Source organism: Methylorubrum aminovorans (genome assembly GCF_022179725.1).
Classification (GTDB): domain Bacteria; phylum Pseudomonadota; class Alphaproteobacteria; order Rhizobiales; family Beijerinckiaceae; genus Methylobacterium; species Methylobacterium aminovorans.
The window spans coordinates 23,710-38,038 of record NZ_BPRC01000020.1; the positions used below are offsets into that span (position 1 = coordinate 23,710).

14 protein-coding genes are annotated in these 14,329 nt (G+C 71.4%); 8 read left to right on the top strand and 6 right to left on the bottom strand.

What is annotated here, in order from left to right; translation table 11 throughout:
* Positions 1–51: 51 nt before the first annotated feature.
* Both MFF24_RS21020 and MFF24_RS21025 read left to right on the top strand, forming a co-directional pair.
* Positions 52–426, top strand: coding sequence for a response regulator (locus MFF24_RS21020; RefSeq protein WP_108939310.1), 375 nt, complete (start codon positions 52–54; stop codon positions 424–426).
* A 203-nt stretch (positions 427–629) separates the two neighbouring features.
* Positions 630–992, top strand: a complete 363-nt coding sequence (locus MFF24_RS21025) for a hypothetical protein (protein ID WP_238227208.1) — start codon at positions 630–632, stop codon at positions 990–992.
* A 6-nt stretch (positions 993–998) separates the two neighbouring features.
* On the opposite strand, the gene MFF24_RS21030 is transcribed toward MFF24_RS21025, so the two are convergent.
* Both MFF24_RS21030 and MFF24_RS21035 read right to left on the bottom strand, forming a co-directional pair.
* Positions 999–1,214: a hypothetical protein gene (locus MFF24_RS21030; RefSeq protein WP_238227211.1), complete on the bottom strand. Its 216-nt coding sequence runs from the start codon at positions 1,212–1,214 to the stop codon at positions 999–1,001.
* A 172-nt stretch (positions 1,215–1,386) separates the two neighbouring features.
* A complete protein-coding gene (locus tag MFF24_RS21035; protein ID WP_238227213.1) occupies positions 1,387–2,001 on the bottom strand; it encodes a TetR/AcrR family transcriptional regulator in 615 nt (204 codons plus the stop codon).
* 88 nt (positions 2,002–2,089) lie between these two features.
* Between MFF24_RS21035 and MFF24_RS21040 the strand changes: the two genes are divergently transcribed.
* Positions 2,090–3,349, top strand: a complete 1,260-nt coding sequence (locus tag MFF24_RS21040) for an efflux RND transporter periplasmic adaptor subunit (RefSeq protein WP_238227215.1) — start codon at positions 2,090–2,092, stop codon at positions 3,347–3,349.
* Positions 3,350–3,536: 187 nt separating this feature from the next.
* Positions 3,537–6,722, top strand: coding sequence for an efflux RND transporter permease subunit (locus tag MFF24_RS21045; RefSeq protein ID WP_166058817.1), 3,186 nt, complete (start codon positions 3,537–3,539; stop codon positions 6,720–6,722).
* A 120-nt stretch (positions 6,723–6,842) separates the two neighbouring features.
* Here MFF24_RS21045 and nikR read toward each other — a convergent pair whose 3' ends face one another.
* Both nikR and gspG read right to left on the bottom strand, forming a co-directional pair.
* Positions 6,843–7,322, bottom strand: a complete 480-nt coding sequence (gene nikR / locus MFF24_RS21050; protein WP_108939316.1) for a nickel-responsive transcriptional regulator NikR — start codon at positions 7,320–7,322, stop codon at positions 6,843–6,845.
* 86 nt (positions 7,323–7,408) lie between these two features.
* On the bottom strand, positions 7,409–7,861 hold the full coding sequence (gene gspG / locus MFF24_RS21055; RefSeq protein WP_108939317.1) for a type II secretion system major pseudopilin GspG: 453 nt from the start codon (positions 7,859–7,861) through the stop codon (positions 7,409–7,411).
* A gap of 195 nt (positions 7,862–8,056) precedes the next feature.
* Between gspG and MFF24_RS21060 the strand changes: the two genes are divergently transcribed.
* Entirely contained in the window at positions 8,057–9,085 is a 1,029-nt protein-coding gene (locus tag MFF24_RS21060; protein WP_238227216.1) for a hypothetical protein, read from the top strand.
* A gap of 4 nt (positions 9,086–9,089) precedes the next feature.
* Positions 9,090–9,563 (top strand): prepilin peptidase, encoded by a 474-nt coding sequence (locus MFF24_RS21065; protein WP_238227218.1) that lies wholly within the window; start codon positions 9,090–9,092, stop codon positions 9,561–9,563.
* Between the two features lie 30 nt (positions 9,564–9,593).
* Here the strand turns inward: MFF24_RS21065 and MFF24_RS21070 are convergent, their stop codons facing one another.
* The gene (locus tag MFF24_RS21070; RefSeq protein WP_238227220.1) at positions 9,594–10,805 is read right to left on the bottom strand and encodes a type II secretion system F family protein; all 1,212 of its coding nucleotides are present in this window, start codon (positions 10,803–10,805) and stop codon (positions 9,594–9,596) included.
* On the bottom strand, positions 10,805–12,538 hold the full coding sequence (locus MFF24_RS21075) for a GspE/PulE family protein (protein ID WP_238227222.1): 1,734 nt from the start codon (positions 12,536–12,538) through the stop codon (positions 10,805–10,807). Before MFF24_RS21075 ends, MFF24_RS21070 begins: the two co-directional genes overlap by 1 nt.
* Before the next feature lie 144 nt (positions 12,539–12,682).
* Here MFF24_RS21075 and MFF24_RS21080 point away from each other — a divergent pair, with 144 nt between their 5' ends.
* Together MFF24_RS21080 and MFF24_RS21085 are read left to right on the top strand one after the other, a co-directional pair.
* A complete protein-coding gene (locus tag MFF24_RS21080) occupies positions 12,683–13,771 on the top strand; it encodes a hypothetical protein (protein ID WP_238227224.1) in 1,089 nt (362 codons plus the stop codon).
* Entirely contained in the window at positions 13,768–14,301 is a 534-nt protein-coding gene (locus MFF24_RS21085; protein ID WP_238227226.1) for a GspMb/PilO family protein, read from the top strand. The genes MFF24_RS21080 and MFF24_RS21085 overlap by 4 nt, the downstream gene beginning before the upstream one ends.
* The last annotated feature ends 28 nt before the right edge of the window (positions 14,302–14,329 follow it).

Sequence of the window (14,329 nt, forward strand, 5' to 3'; positions counted from 1 at the left end):
GGCGGCGGCGATGGGGATAGGTTCTTGCAGCCCCTCGCTGCCGGAGCCGTGATGACCCCGCCGACACGTCCCCTGTCAGGTCGCCGCATCCTCGTGGTCGAGGACGAGTACCTCATCGCGATCGAGATGGAGCGATGGCTGCAGGAGGCCGGAGCCGAGGTCGCCGGCCCGGTCCCGGACGCGGAGCGGGCGCTGGCCCTGATCGAGACGGAGCCGCTCGATGCGGCCGTGCTCGATATCCACCTCAACGGCGAGCCGGTCTACGCCGTCGCCGACCGCCTCACCGAGCGGGGCGTGCCCTACCTGTTCGCCACCGGCGAGGTCAGGATCGCGGAGGGCTCGGACTACCGCTCGCACACCGTTCTGGGCAAACCGATCCTGGACGACGAATTGCTGCGCGCCGTGAGAAAGCTCATCGCCCACTGAAGGGGGCGAGCCTCCGCTCACCGGCCCGCGACGGACCGACTTGCCGCGTCGCCCGCCGGGATGCGAAGCTGCCGGGTGTGGACGGTGTCCGCGGCCCGAGCGAGGCCCCGCGAGTCCGCGCGTCGAACGGCCGGAGCGCCGCGCGCGGTTCTCGCAGTCACGCCCCGGAGTCGATTCCGGACTGTCCAGCGAGGTGAAGCCCGATGACCGACCCCTGGGCGTGCGCGGCGCTTGCGAAGGTCGAACAGACCGCGCAACTGGCGTCGGAAATCCGTGCGATCGTCGAGCGCACGCGGCGCATCATCGCCAATTCGCGCGAAATCCTGGCGGCGCACGGCGCGCAGGATTCCCCAAGCCATCCCCCGCTCCCCTGCCCGCCGAAGACGATGGTGCCGCCGGACGCTCTCTGTGGGGTCTTCGACGCGCTCCTCGAAGCAGCGCGGCAAGCCGAAAATGCCGACGATCCCGAGCTGTTCGCTCTCGTCGAGCGAGCCCTGCTCCGAACCGGAGACCGCATCGAGCAGGCCGCCGCGGCCCTCGCGCGCCGTCAGCCGCCGATGCAGTAGGCCCGATCAGGCCAGGCCGCGGGTGCGCCGCCACGCCTGGAGTGCGCGCAGGCGCTCCTCGTAGGCAAGCCGGAGCGCGGTCTCGGGTTCGCCCTTCATCTCAGGCGGTGTCAACACATCCTCGACCAGGGACGTGCCGAGTTGCCGGGTGACCTCGTGACGCCAGCAGGCATCGGCCACGGCGAACTCGATGTCCGTACGAATGATGTCGTCGTCGTCCATCCGGCTTCTCATGCCGCGGAGCGGAGCGGAGCGCCGCGGTCGCGCCCGAACTGGGTATGACCAGCTTTAGCCGATCTTGCGATTCCGTTCGAGCCATACTGCGTCGGGATCGGCCGGGACGGAACGGTGAGCCGGGCATTACGCCGTCGGGTCATCCCCGGCTCTACCTCGATCAGTACTGGCCGCCGACCGCCTCGCGGCATCGCGCGAAGGCGCTCAGCGACACCCGCGCGACCTCCCGCAAGGCGTCGCGGTCCGCCCCCGACGAGGCGAGGACGCCCATGCCGGAGGCAACCGTCGAAAGGAAGCGGGCCAAAGCCGCCGGATCGGCCTCCGGCGCGAGGTCGCCGTCCCGCTGAGCCTGCGCGAACCGCTCGCGCAGGTCCGCCTCGGTCTGCCCGCGCCGGGAGGCCAGCTCGAAGGGGATGTTCTCCGAGCCCTCGCCGCAGGCGAGCCCACCCTGGACCAGAAGGCAGCCGGGTGGGTTGGCAGGATCGGTGTGGCTCTCGGCGATGCTCGACAGGAACCGCTCGGCCACCTCGCGCGCCGTCGCTCCGGCGAGCACGTGGCGCATGTGCTCGCAGCGCCGCTGCGCGTAGCGGTCGAGGGCGGCCTTCAGCAGCCCCTCCTTGCTGCCGAAGGCCGCGTAGAGGGAGGGCGCCTTGATGCCCATCGCCTTCGTCAGCATGGCGAGGCTCGCGCCGTCGTAGCCGTGGCGCCAGAACACCTCCATCGCCTCGTCGAGGGCCTTGTCCGTGTCGAAGGACCGGGGCCGCCCCATCACCATTGTCCGCGGGCTCCAAGTTTTGTATCGAGTGGTAGATAAGTCTCTTGACGGGCGGCGTCCACGCCGACATGTGTAGCGAACTCTACAGATGTCGGAGCCGCTCGTGGATCCTCAGCGTGGCACCTCTTTAGGCCGTTTTTTGCTCCGGCGCAGCGTCGGGGTCGGCCTCGCGCTCTCCCTCCTGGGAGGCGCCGCCTGGCTCGCGGTGCCAACCTCGGTGTGGCGCACCGCCCCCGCTCAGGCCGCGGCGCCGCAGGACGAGCCGGCGATGCCGGCTGCCGTCGCCACGGTCGAGCCGCGCGACGTGATCCTGTGGGACGAGTTCTCCGGCCGCCTGGAGGCGGTCGACCGCATCGAGGTGCGGGCCCGCGTCGGCGGCGCGATCCAGGCCACGCATTTCGTCGAGGGTGAGCTGGTCAAGCCCGGCGACCTCCTCGTCACCATCGATCCCGCGCCCTACGCGGCGGAGGTCGACCGCCTGGAGGCCCAGGTGGCCGGCGCCGAGGCCCGCGTCGCCCTGACGTCGAGCGACCTCGAACGCGGGCAGCAATTGTCGGACCGCCACATCGTCACGGCCCGCGACCTCGACGTGCGCGCCAACGCCTTCAAGGAGGCGAAGGCGACCCTGCAGGGAGCGAAGGCGGCGCTGGCGGCGGCGCGGCTCAACCTCGACTACACCCAGGTGCGGGCGGCGGTGGGCGGCCGCGTCGGCCGCCGCGAGATCACGCCGGGCAACCTCGTCGCGACGGGGGCCGGCGCCGCGGTGCTGACGACCCTCGTCTCCGTCGATCCGGTCTATGCCAGCTTCGACGCCGACGAGACCGTTATCCTGAAGGCGCTGGCCTCGATCGCCGAGCCGGCGGGCGGGCGCGGCCGGCTCGCGCGGATCCCGGTCGAGATGATCACGGCCGACGGCGCGCGCGCCCAGGGCAGCCTGCAATTCATCGACAACAAGGTCGATGCCCGCAGCGGTACGGTCCGCGTCCGCGCCACCTTCGCCAACGGCGACGGCCACCTGATTCCCGGCCAGTTCGCACGGATGCGGCTGGGCCAGGCCGTGCCCGAATCCCTCCTGCTCGTGGATGAGCGCGCCATCGGCACCGACCAGGACAAGCGCTTCGTGCTCGTGGTGGGGGCCGACAGCCGGGCCGAGTTCCGCACCGTCACCCTCGGCCGGGCCGTCGACGGCCTGCGGGTCGTGACCTCCGGCCTCTCCGCGGGCGAGCGCATCGTCGTCAACGGGCTGCAGCGCATCCGCCCCGGCACCCGCATCAGCCCCGAGCCGGTCCGGATGGGCGCCCGGCCTCAGGATCTTTTGGCTGGAACGGCCAAGCTCGCGCAGCGGTGAGACGCTCGCGCAGCGGTGAGACGCTCGCGCAACGCTAAAACGGTCGCGCAGCGCTGAAAAATCTCGCGCAGCGCTGACACCGCTTCGCTCTCCCCCACCCAAAACCGCCCGGCGGCAACGCCGTGACCGGCAGCCCCATCGGCTGCGCGGGCGGTCACCTCACGCCCCGTCTTCCCCGAGGGTCGGCATGAATCTCTCCAAGTTCTTCATCGACCGGCCGATCTTCGCGGGCGTGCTCTCGGTGCTCATCTTCGTCGGCGGGCTGCTCTCGCTCTTCGCGATGCCGATCTCGGAATACCCGGACGTCGTGCCGCCCTCGGTCGTCGTGCGCGCGACGTTCCCCGGCGCCAACCCCAAGGTCATCATCGAGACCGTGGCGACGCCGATCGAGGAGCAGATCAACGGCGTCGAGGGCATGCTCTACATGTCGAGCCAGGCCACGACCGACGGCGTGATGGTGCTGACCGTCACCTTCCGGCTCGGCACCGATCCCGACAAGGCGCAGCAGCTCGTCCAGAACCGCGTCTCGCAGGCCGAGCCGCGGCTGCCGGCGATCGTGCGCCAGCTCGGCATCGTCACGGTGAAGTCCTCACCCGATCTCACCATGGTGGTGCACCTCGTCTCGCCCAACGGGCGCTACGACATGACCTACCTGCGCAACTACGCGGTCCTGAACATCAAGGACCGCCTCGCCCGCCTCGACGGCGTCGGTCAGGTCCAGCTCTTCGGCTCCGGCGACTACGCCATGCGCATCTGGCTCGATCCGCAGAAGGTCGCGGAGCACGGCCTGTCCGCCGGCGACGTGGTGCGCGAGATCCAGGCCCAGAATGTCGAGGCGGCGGCCGGCGTCATCGGCGCCTCGCCGGCAGTGCCGGGGCTCGACCTGCAATTATCGCTCAACGCGGAAGGGCGCCTCGCCAACGAGGAGCAGTTCGGCGACATCGTCGTCAAGACGGGAGAGAACGGCGAGATCACGCGGCTGCGCGACCTCGCGCGGATCGAACTCGGCGCCTCCGACTACGCGCTGCGCTCGCTTCTCGACAACAAGTCGGCCGTGGCGATCCCGATCTCGCAATCCCCCGGTTCGAACGCGATCCGGATCTCGGATCAGGTCCGCCAGACCATGGCCGAGATCAAGCGGACCATGCCGGAGGGGGTCGATTACCAGATCGTCTACGATCCGACGCAGTTCGTGCGCGCCTCGATCGAGGCGGTGATCCACACGCTGCTCGAGGCGGTCGCCCTCGTCGTCCTCGTGGTGATCCTGTTCCTGCAGACGTGGCGGGCCTCGATCATCCCGCTTCTCGCCGTGCCGGTCTCCATCGTCGGCACCTTCGCGGTGATGCACGCCTTCGGCTTCTCCATCAACGCGCTGAGCCTGTTCGGCCTCGTGCTCGCCATCGGCATCGTCGTCGACGACGCCATCGTCGTGGTCGAGAACGTCGAGCGCAACATCGAGGCCGGGCTCTCGCCGCGCGACGCGAGCTATCAGGCGATGCGCGAGGTCTCCGGGCCGATCATCGCTATCGCCCTCGTGCTCGTCGCGGTCTTCGTGCCGCTCGCCTTCATCAGCGGGCTGACGGGCCAGTTCTACAAGCAGTTCGCGCTCACCATCGCGATCTCGACGGTGATCTCGGCGATCAACTCGCTGACCCTCTCGCCGGCCCTGTCCGCGCTCCTGCTCAAGGACCATCACGCCCCGAAGGACCGGCTGACCCGCGTGCTCGACACCCTGCTCGGCTGGTTCTTCCGCCGGTTCAACCGCGTCTTCGGCCGGGCCTCGGACGGCTACGGACGCGGCGTCGGCGCCGTCGTCTCGCGAAAGGGCGCGATGATGGTGCTCTACCTCGTGCTGGTCGGGCTAACCGTGGTGCTGTTCCAGAGGATCCCCGGCGGCTTCGTGCCGGGCCAGGACAAGCAGTACCTCGTCGGCTTCGCGCAACTGCCCGACGGCGCCACCCTCGACCGGACCGAGGACGTCATCCGCCGCATGAGCGAGATCGCCCTCAAGGAGCCCGGCGTCGAGAGCGCGGTGGCCTTCCCTGGCCTGTCGATCAACGGCTTCACCAACTCCTCGAATTCGGGGATCGTGTTCTCGACCCTGAAGCCGTTCGCGGAGCGTAAAGGTCCGGACTTGAGCGGGGGGGCGATCGCGCAGTCGCTCAACAAGAAGTTCGCCGCGATCCCCGAGGCGTTCATCGCGATGTTCCCGCCCCCGCCCGTCAACGGGCTCGGGACCATCGGCGGCTTCAAGCTGCAGATCGAGGACCGGGCCGGCCTCGGCTACGAGGCGCTCAACGAGGCCACCAAGGCGTTCATGGCCAAGGCGGCGCAGGCGCCGGAACTCGCCGGCCTGTTCTCCAGCTTCCAGATGAACGTGCCGCAGCTCTTCGCCGATCTCGACCGGACCAAGGCGCGCCAGCTCCGCATCCCGGTGACGGACGTGTTCGACACGCTGCAGATCTATCTCGGCTCGCTCTACGTCAACGACTTCAACCGGTTCGGCCGCACCTACTCGGTCCGCGTCCAGGCCGACGCGCCGTTCCGGGCGCGCTCCGACGATGTCGGGCAGCTCAAGGTCCGCGCCGGCTCCGGCGAGATGGTGCCGCTCTCGGCCCTGCTGCGCGTGCGCCAGACCGCGGGGCCGGAGCGGGCCATGCGCTACAACGGCTTCCTGTCGGCCGACATCAACGCGGGCGCGGCCCCCGGCTTCTCGTCGGGACAGGCGCAGGCGGCGGCGGCGCGCATCGCCGCCGAGACCCTGCCGCGGGGCTTTGCCTTCGAGTGGACCGACCTGACCTACCAGGAATTCATCGCCGGCAATTCCGGGATCTGGGTCTTCCCGCTGGCCCTGCTGCTCGTCTTCCTCGTGCTGGCGGCGCAGTACGAGAGCCTCACCCTGCCGCTGGCCATCCTCATGATCGTGCCGATGGGGCTGTTGGCTGCGATGTTCGGGGTCTGGCTGTCGGCGGGCGACAACAACGTCTTTACGCAGATCGGCCTGATCGTGCTCGTCGGCCTCTCGGCCAAGAACGCGATCCTGATCGTGGAATTCGCCCGCGAGCTGGAATTTTCCGGCCGCACCCCGCTGCAGGCCGCGATCGAGGCGAGCCGCCTGCGGCTGCGCCCGATCCTGATGACGTCGCTGGCCTTCATCATGGGCGTTCTGCCGCTGGTGACCGCGACCGGGGCCGGAGCGGAGATGCGCAACGCCATGGGCGTCGCGGTGTTCTCCGGCATGATCGGCGTCACCGCCTTCGGCCTGTTCCTGACGCCGGTCTTCTACGTGCTGCTGCGCCGAATGGCCGGCAACCGGCCGCTCAAGCAGCATGGCGGCGAGACGCATCCGGACAGCATGGCCCGCGCGGCGTGACGGGCGAGATGTTTCGGAGCCCGCGTCATCCGAGGGTCGGGGCCCCGCCTCGGAATCGGCTTCGCGCCGTCATCGCGAGGCGAAGCCGAAGCGATCGGTCGGCGCCCCTATCGGCGCTGCTCAGAAGCCGCTGCGCACGCGCAGATGCGTGTGGGTGTGGTTCGATGCGAACCCCTCGTCGTGCGAGTGCGCCGAGGTGTCCTGACCGACGGGAATCAGGTTGAGCGTGCCGTGCATGACGCCGCGCTCGAGGAACAGCTTCTCCGCGTAGGACGACACGTCGCCGACCGGGCCGCGCATCAGCGTCACGTCGATCGAGGTCGTGTGATCGATCGGGATCGACAGGGAGGCGACCGCCTGATCGTGACGGTCGAGGCGTCCCTGCGGCACCCGCGCCGCGAGGTTCCGCACCGACTGGTCGATCGTGTAGCTGACGACGCCGAAGCACGGTGCATCGGCCGGCGCTCCGGGACGCGCGGACAGGCCGCGCCGCACGAGGTCGCGGACGGCTTCCGACCGGCTCCCCGCGCCCGTGCTGTCCATGTAGGCATCGAGCGCCGCCGCCAGTTCGTCGTCGATGGCGATGGTCGTGCGCTGCATGGCGATCCTCCCCTCCTCTCCGCGACGACGAAGCTGTCCTGTCGCCGTTGTCCCGACAAGCGGTCGCGGCGCTTCGTGTCTCTCACTCAATCGCTCGCGACGTCCGCGGCATCGTCCGATCCGCCGGCCTGCCGGTCGCTGCCGAGCGAGTAGACTTGGTAGGGTTTTCCATCGGCGCCGGGCGAACGGTAGAGATAGGGCTGCCCCCACGGGTCGGTCAGGCCGCGGCTGTCGCGGATATAGGGACCGCGCCAGCCGGGCCCGGTCGGCTGGACGAGGCCCTGAAGGCCCTGCTGGGCCGTCGGGTAGGCGCCGTTGTCGAGATAGTAGAGCTCGACCGCCTGAGCGATGTTCTTGACCTGGATGCGCGCCGTCTCGCCCTTGGCGCGGCCGAGATAACCGATCACCTGCGGCGTCACCATCGTGGCGATCATACCGATGATCGCCAGCACGACGAGAAGCTCGACCAGCGAGAAGCCGGCCTCGGCCGAACGGGCGCGCGCGTCGTCCCGCTCGAAACCCTGCTCTGGGTGAGACATCGCCGTCGCCGTCCGCATCGTGAGTGATGGGCGCACGGTGGGGCGCGAAGCCTAAGAATCCCCTGCGGGCGCCGGCCTCCGCGGCGCTTTGGGCCGGGATTCACCGGAATTTTTTGATCTTTGTTATGCTCCCCGTGCGACCGTCCCGGAACAGAACCGGCAGGAATCGGCCCGCCGGCGGCTCCTGGGGCGGTCATGCGCGAGCCCGATGTCATCTCGAACCTCCGGCGCGCGGTACCGGCTCTGCTCGTCGTGCTCGCGGCGGTTCTGTTTGCGTTTCAAGGGCCGGCCGCCGCGGCGGCGATGCAGGCCGCGCCCGAGGCGCTCCTGAGCCTGCCGATGCCTGCGCCGCTGCCGTCCGTCCGGCTGCTCACGATCCTGGTCGGCCTCCACCTCCTCGGCCTGTGCTTCGGCCTCGGCGGGGCGACGATGCTCGATTTCTGGATCCTGCGCTGGATGCGCTGGGGCGACCTGCCGAACGAGATCGCGCGCACCTTCCTGTTCGTCAGCAAGGTGGTGAGCGTCGGGCTCGCCCTGCTGTGGGTCTCCGGCCTCGGATTCCTGGCCGTCTACGCGTTCGAGGCGCCCGAAAAGCTCTCGAACCCGAAGATCGTCGCCAAGATCACGGTGGTCGCGGTGCTGACGCTGAACGGATGGCTGATCCATGCCCTCGTCCTGCCGGGCGTGCTGCGCGACGTGAGCCGCCCGATGTTCGACGGCGTGTCGCGCCTGCGCACCGGCGTCTTCCTGATCTCGGGGGCGGTCTCGGGCGTCTCGTGGTACACGGCCTTCGCCCTGGGCCTGATGCGTGAGCTGAACGGGCGCGTCGCGGCGGGCCTCCTGCTGGCGCTCTGGCTTGCCGCCATGGTCGCCGCCGGGCTCGCGGCCTACGCCTTCTGGCAGTTCCTGCGTCGTCGCAGCCTCGATGCGCGGATCGAGGCCGCCGAGGAGGCTCTCGTTTCCGCCGTCCCGTCATGGCCCGCGCTCAAGCGTCGGATCCGCTTGCGGATCGGCCGTTCTCGCCCGGACACGGCACCGCCGGGAGCCTTCCCCGCCGCTCCTCAAGCCGCCCCGCTCGCGTTATCGGCCGTGGCTCTGCGCGCGCCCGACCGAGACGGTAGGGAAGCCGTCGCGCCGCATCCGATGCGGGCGGTTCCGCTGGGAATGACCTGCGTGCGCGAGAGCCGGATGGCCGCCTTCAGGGCGCGGCTGAGCTCGATCTGAGGCCATGGATTTCGGCGACCCGGCCGTCGCGGCGCTGCTGCCGCTGCCGCTCACCCTCGCGGTGAGCCTGATCGACTTGCGCCGCCGCATCATTCCCGACGGGCTGAACCTCGCGCTGCTCGTCCTCGGGGTCGGGTTCTCCGCGCTCCACGGTCCGGCGCTGGCGGCGGCCGGGGCGAGCCTGATCCAGGCCGCCTGCGCGTTCCTGCTGCTCTGGGCCTTGCGCGCCGCCTATGCCCGCCTGCGCGGGCGAACGGGGCTGGGCTTGGGCGACGTGAAGTTCATCGGCGCCGCCACCGCCTGGACCGGGCTCGCCGGCCTGCCGCTGCTGCTCCTCGTCGCCAGCACCAGCGCGCTGGCGGCGCTCGCCCTCGCCGCACTGGCCGGGAGGCGGATGGGCCCGGCGTTCCGCCTGCCCTTCGGGCCGTTCCTGGCCCTCGGGCTGCACGCGGTGCTGTGGGCCGGCGCGTCCGTCTAAGGGCTTCTGCAGGACGCCGCGGCCCCCGGATCACTGCACGAGCTGGCCGACGCTCATGATCGCGCCCATGACCGAGAGGATCAGGCCGCCGATCAGGCCGCCGATGGTCACGGTGACCAGCGGCGTGAGGAGTGCGAGCAGGCGGTCGATGCGCTGGCGCGTCTGGGTCTCGTGCATCTCGGCGGCGTGGAGAAGAACGGGGCCGAGCCGGTTCACCTGCTCGCCGCTGGCGATGAGGTTGAGGGTCGAGGGCGCGTGCGGCTTCAGGCCGGCGAGGCCCGAGGCGAGGCTGCCGCCCTCGGTCAGCCGGCGGCCCGCCTCGTCGAGGGCTTGGCGGAACACGCGGTTGCCCGCGAGCGGGCGCGTGGCGGCCACCGCGTCGGGGATCGGCACCTCGGCGCAGAGCAGCGTGCCGAGCACCCGGCAGATGCGCCCGAGCTCGATTCCGGCCACGATCTCACGCACCAGCGGCAGGCGCAACGCCAGCCGCCCGCGGGCGGCGGCGAACCCCGGCTCGCGCCAGATCCGGGCGAGACCCAGACCGAAGAGGGCGGCCCCGCCGAGCATCACCGGCCAGCCGGTGCTGATCACGTCGCCCAAAGCCGCGGCGGCGCGGATGGCGAAGGGCGGCGCCTGGCCGCTGCCCTCGAACAACGGCGTGAGCGCCGGCACCAATACGACGACGATCATCACCAATGTGCCGATCGCCATCAGCACCAGCAGGGCCGGGTAGACCATTGCCGAGGCGAGGTGGCGGCGCACCGCGTCGCGCCGCTCGATCGAGCCGGTCAGCGAGGCGATCACCGCCTCGAGCGTGCCGGTCGCCTCGCCGGCCCGCACGATGTCGACCATGTCGCGGGAGAAGGCCTGCGGGTGGGCCGCCATCGCCCGCGACAGCGAGGCGCCAGCGATGACCCGCTCCAGAATGTCGGCCAGCACGGGTTTGAGCGCGGCCGAGGCCTGTCGCTCGACGAGCCGCAGCGCCCGGTCGACGGTGAGCCCGGCCCCGATCAGGGTGCCGAACTCGCGAAGGAAAGCGAGCCGCGCCGCGTCGTTGACCCGGTCGCGCCCGAACAGGTCGCGGGTCCAGATCGAGGCCGAGGCGGCGGCGGGCTCGATGGCGAAGACCTGGAGCCCGTCGGCCCGCAACTGCGCCACCGCGCGCTGGCGGCTGTCGGCCTCGATCCGGCCAGCGCGAGCGCTGCCATCGGCGGCATAGGCCTGGTAGGCGAAGCGCGGCATCAGATCTGGCCCTCCAGCACGCGGGCGATCTCGTCGAGGGTGGTGTCGCCGGCGATCACCCGCGCCCGGCCGCTCTCGACGAGGCTCGCCATCCCGGCGGCGCGGGCGTACGCGGCGATGGCGCCCTCCCCGCCCCCCGACGCGATCAGCCCGCGCAATTCGCCGTCGAGCGGCATGATCTCGGACACGACCATCCGCCCGCGATAGCCGGTGCCGTTGCAGGCCGCGCAGCCGCAGGCCCGCTTGAGGCTCAAGGGGGAGCCCGGCGCCACCCCGAGGCGCAGGCGCTCCTGGTCGGTGGCGGGCGCGGGGCTCGCGCAGGCGGCGCAGAGCCGGCGCACGAGGCGCTGGGCGATGACGCCGTTGAGCGTCGCGGCGATGAGGTAGGGCTCGACGCCCATATCCATCAGCCGGGTGATCGTGGCGGGAGCGGAGTTGGTGTGCAGCGTCGAGACTACGAGGTGGCCGGTGAGCGAGGCCTGCACCGCGATGCGAGCGGTCTCGCCGTCACGGATCTCGCCGACCATCACCACGTCCGGGTCCTGGCGCAGGATCGAGCGGAGCGCGGCGGCGAAGTCGAGGCCGATGCCGGGATGGGCCTGCACCTGATTGACGCCGGCCATCCGGTACTCGACCGGATCCTCCACCGTGACGACCTTGAGATGCGGGCCGTTGATGCGCCTGAGCGCCGCGTAGAGCGTGGTGGTCTTGCCCGAGCCGGTCGGGCCGGTGACGAGAACGAGGCCGTTGGGGCGGCTCGTCATTGCCTCGATGCGAGCGATGGCCGACGCATCGAAGCCCAGCGAGGCGAAATCCTCGACCCGACGCGACCCGTCGAGAATGCGCAGCACCACGCTCTCGCCATGGGCGGTGGGCAGGGTCGAGACGCGGATATCGACGTCCTGGCCGCGATCGGGGGCCTTCATGCGCCCGTCCTGCGGCAGGCGCCGCTCGGCGATGTTGAGTCCGGCCTGGATCTTGATGCGGGTGGTCAGCGCGAGCTGCACGGATTTCGCCAGCCGCTCGGCCTCCACCAGCACGCCGTCGACGCGGTAGCGCACCCGCATGTCGGCCTCCTCCGCCTCCAGGTGGATGTCGGAGGCCGACAATTCGAAGGCCTTTCGCACGAGCCTCGCGGAGAGGCGCACGATCGGGGCTTGGCTCGCCACATCGGCGAGGCGGGCGAGGTCGTCGTCGAGGGCCCCACCGTCGTCCTCCGAGGCCAGATCGCCGTAGAGGGCGCGGTGGGCCCGCTCGAAACTGCCGGGGCCGACGAGGCGGCACTCGACGGTGCGGTCGGTCAGATGCGCCAGGGCGGCCGGAATGTCCGGATCGAACGCATCGACCAGGGCGACGATGAGGCGGCCGGGCGTCTCGGCGAGCGGCAGCACGCGGGCACGGGCGCAGTAATCGGCGCCGATCAGCTCGGGCAGGACCGGCGCAGGGGGGAGGTCCGCTTCCTGCAGCACGTCGAGGCCGGTCGCCTCCGACAGCGCGGTGACCAGGGCGGTTTCGTGGACGAGGCCGAGTTCGGCGAGCAGCACCGGCAGCGGGCGCTTGCCCGGCAGATCGAGGGCGGCGAGCGCGCGCTCGTGCCCGGCCGCGTCGAGGAGACCTGCGGCGGCGAGCGCCTCGACGAAGGCGCGGGCGGTATCCTGGCGGTCCCGGCTCCGGCCGCGCTGATCGGGCCGGATTCGCCGCGGACGGCTCTTCGAACCCCAGACGCTCAGCATGGTGCGGCCTCCGGCCCACACCCGAACGCGCCCGGGAGGCCCGCCGTCCCGAGCCCGCGCCGGAGACGGGTCCTTTAAGCCGACGTAAACACCGCCCGCCTTAACAAGTCCTCTCGCGTCCAGCCTTCCGGGACCGTCCGATCCGTGAGTGCCATCGAAGCCCCCGCGCCGGGACGCGGCCCCTCCCCACTCGGCATGGCCGGGCGCACGGCCCTGCGCGAAGGCTTCGACAGCACGGCGCACTGGCTCGGCCTCGGCGAGATCCGGGCCGACCGCGAGGACGCGCCCCTGACGATCCGGCTCGGCGCCCCCGGCGTGACAGACGTGACGGTGATCGACCGGCGCGAGGCGGAGCCCCGCACGCACCGGCTCGATCCGAGTGCCGAGGATTTTCCCGCGCGCCTGAGTGCGATCCGGGGGGCTCAGGCCGGGGTCGGCGCCAAGGTCCTGCTCGATCCTGCCCTCTGCTTCATCCGCTCGCTCAGCCTGCCGAGCGCCGCCCTGCCGCGGATGCGCGCGGTGCTGGCGCAGGAGCTGGAAGCGACGACGCCCTTCAAGCCGGAGAGCGTGCACAGCGACTGGTATGTCGAGAGCGAGGACGTGCCGGGCCGGATGCTTCGTGTCCGGCACGTCGTGGTCAAGCGAGGGCGGCTCGATCCGCTCCTCGCCGCTCTTGCCGAGGCCGGCATCGCCGCCGGCCCGGTCACGGTCGGGACCGACGAGGCGCGCTCCCTGCCGATCGATCTCCTAAGCGGGGGGCACCATTCCCTCCGGGGCCTCGTCGGGCCGGGCCGGGGCAACCTCGCGCTTCTGGCGGGCGCGGCCCTGCTCCTCCTCGCCGCCTTCCTCGGCTTTCGCGCCCATCAGGACGCGACGCTCAGCGCCCTCGACACGGCTTTTGCCGCCGCGCGCCGGGCCGCCGGACCGCCGGTACCGCCGACGGTTCAGGCCGGTACCGCCGCGATCCTGGGCCGCCGCGCGCCGCCGCTCGGCCGAACCTGGGATGCGCTCGCCGCGGCGCTGCCGGATTCCGCCTCGGCCACCGATCTGCGCCTCGATTACGACGGCGCGCAACTGACGCTCTCCGTCACGGACGAGGCGGCGGCGCTCGCCGCTCTCGCCCGCGTGCCCGGGTTCGGCGCTCCGTTCCTGCAGGAATCCTCGTCAGGCCTGGAGGGGCGGCGCCGGCTCGTCGTGCTCCTGCCGCGCACCGATCGTGGGGCGCAGCCATGAGCTTGCCGTCGCTTCCTCCGGCCCTGCGGGCACCGCTTCTCGGCTTTGCCGCGCTCGGCCTCGTCGGCGTTCTCGCAACGGGCCCCGTCTCGGGGGCGATCGAGGCGCAGCAGCAGATTACCGTTTCCCGCGAGCGTCTCGCGCGGGCGCAGGCGGCGGCGCTCCGGCCGCCGCAGCGGGCGCCCCTCGTCGCGGCGGATGCGGACGCGCTGCTCGCCGCCTTCCGTGCCCACCTCGAAACGCTCGCCGCGGAGCGGGCCGCGGTGATCGACGCGGCCAAGGTCGAGCCGGACCCGGCCGAGCCGACCCTGCCGCGCCTGCGCGCCGACCTGCGCGGCACCGCCGAGGGGCTGTACGGCCTCCTGCATGCGCTCGAGTCCGAGGCGCCGCTCATGGCCGTCGAAGAGGCGGATCTGGGCGTCGCGCGGGCCGCCGATGCCGAGACCGGCCGGCCGACGGTGATGCGCGCGCGCCTGACCCTGCGCGGACTCGTGACGCCGCAGCCGGAAGCGGGAGGGCGGGGGCGATGAAGCCGGTCACAAGGCTCGGCGTGAGGCC

Coding starts and splice junctions, on each gene's coding strand:
- MFF24_RS21020 (WP_108939310.1), top strand. CDS start 52: ATGACCCCGCCGACACGTCCCCTGTCAGGTCGCCGCATCCTCGTGGTC.
- MFF24_RS21025 (WP_238227208.1), top strand. CDS start 630: ATGACCGACCCCTGGGCGTGCGCGGCGCTTGCGAAGGTCGAACAGACC.
- MFF24_RS21030 (WP_238227211.1), bottom strand. CDS start 1,214: ATGGACGACGACGACATCATTCGTACGGACATCGAGTTCGCCGTGGCC.
- MFF24_RS21035 (WP_238227213.1), bottom strand. CDS start 2,001: ATGGTGATGGGGCGGCCCCGGTCCTTCGACACGGACAAGGCCCTCGAC.
- MFF24_RS21040 (WP_238227215.1), top strand. CDS start 2,090: ATGTCGGAGCCGCTCGTGGATCCTCAGCGTGGCACCTCTTTAGGCCGT.
- MFF24_RS21045 (WP_166058817.1), top strand. CDS start 3,537: ATGAATCTCTCCAAGTTCTTCATCGACCGGCCGATCTTCGCGGGCGTG.
- nikR (WP_108939316.1), bottom strand. CDS start 7,322: ATGCAGCGCACGACCATCGCCATCGACGACGAACTGGCGGCGGCGCTC.
- gspG (WP_108939317.1), bottom strand. CDS start 7,861: ATGTCTCACCCAGAGCAGGGTTTCGAGCGGGACGACGCGCGCGCCCGT.
- MFF24_RS21060 (WP_238227216.1), top strand. CDS start 8,057: ATGCGCGAGCCCGATGTCATCTCGAACCTCCGGCGCGCGGTACCGGCT.
- MFF24_RS21065 (WP_238227218.1), top strand. CDS start 9,090: ATGGATTTCGGCGACCCGGCCGTCGCGGCGCTGCTGCCGCTGCCGCTC.
- MFF24_RS21070 (WP_238227220.1), bottom strand. CDS start 10,805: ATGCCGCGCTTCGCCTACCAGGCCTATGCCGCCGATGGCAGCGCTCGC.
- MFF24_RS21075 (WP_238227222.1), bottom strand. CDS start 12,538: ATGCTGAGCGTCTGGGGTTCGAAGAGCCGTCCGCGGCGAATCCGGCCC.
- MFF24_RS21085 (WP_238227226.1), top strand. CDS start 13,768: ATGAGCTTGCCGTCGCTTCCTCCGGCCCTGCGGGCACCGCTTCTCGGC.